The 1,096-nt window shown below is 62.6% G+C and carries 1 protein-coding gene; it reads left to right on the top strand.

What is annotated here, in order from left to right; translation table 11 throughout:
• Positions 1-106 precede the first annotated feature (106 nt).
• A complete protein-coding gene (locus ACLBYA_RS31580; protein ID WP_447713427.1) occupies positions 107-1,096 on the top strand; it encodes an IS481 family transposase in 990 nt (329 codons plus the stop codon).

The raw sequence follows: 1,096 nt of genomic DNA, 5'->3' as shown, positions 1-1,096 counted from the left end.
TGTACTGACCACAGACGTTAGGTACGGCGTGGCGTGGTGACATGAAGAAGACCTCCGAGTGAAGTGCGAGCTGTCTAGGAACGCACCAACCCTCTCGGAGGTCTTCATGTCCCACCGTAATGCCCCACTGTCAGAAACCGGACGTCTGCGACTGGCTCGTTGTGTTGTCGAGGAAGGCTGGTCGTTGCGTCGGGCCGCCGAGCGGTTTCAGGTTGCCGTCACCACCGCCGCCCGGTGGGCCTCGCGATACCGCGAACTGGGACCCGACGGTATGGCTGACCGCAGCTCACGACCGCACCGGAACCCCAACCAGACACCCACCCGGACCGAACGCCGGATCATCAAAGTTCGGGTCATCCGTCGCTGGGGCCCAGCCCAAATCGGCTACCTGCTGGGCATCCACCCTTCGACCGTGCACCGGGTACTGACTCGCTACGGGATCGCCCGGCTACGTTGGCTGGACCGCCCCACGGGCCGGGTCGTACGCCGTATCGAATCCGCAGCGGTCGGCGATCTGGTCCACGTCGATGTCAAGAAGCTCGGCAAGATCCCCGCCGGCGGAGGCTGGCGGATGCTCGGGCGCACCAAAGGCAGCCACAACGCCAGCATGGACAAGAGCAGCGGAGCCTTCAACAAGCATCGCCAGCCGCTGCGTGGCTACCACTTTTTGCACACCGCGATCGACGGACACTCTCGATTGGTCTACAGCGAGATGCTCGCCGATGAACGCAAAGAGACCGCGGCTGAGTTCTGGGCACGCGCCAACACATGGTTCAACGAATGCGGGATCACAGTCCGAAAAGTACTGACCGACAATGGTTCCTGCTATCGGTCTCATGCTTTTCGCGACGCACTCGGCGACGTCGAGCACCGCCGTACAAGGCCCTACCGACCTCAGACCAATGGCAAAGTGGAACGCTTCCATCGCACCCTGGCTGACGAGTGGGCCTATGCCAGGCTCTACACCAGCGACGCCGAACGCTGCGCGGAATACCCCCGCTGGCTACACACCTACAATCATCACCGCGGCCACACTGCACTCAAGGGTCAACCACCCGCCAGCCGCGTACCTAACCTCTCAGGTCAGTACAGCTAG

The sequence above is a fragment of the Mycobacterium sp. C31M genome, from assembly GCF_053345865.1.
The sequence above is the reverse complement of the archived record's forward strand: the minus strand, read 5'-3'. Positions and strand labels throughout refer to the sequence as shown.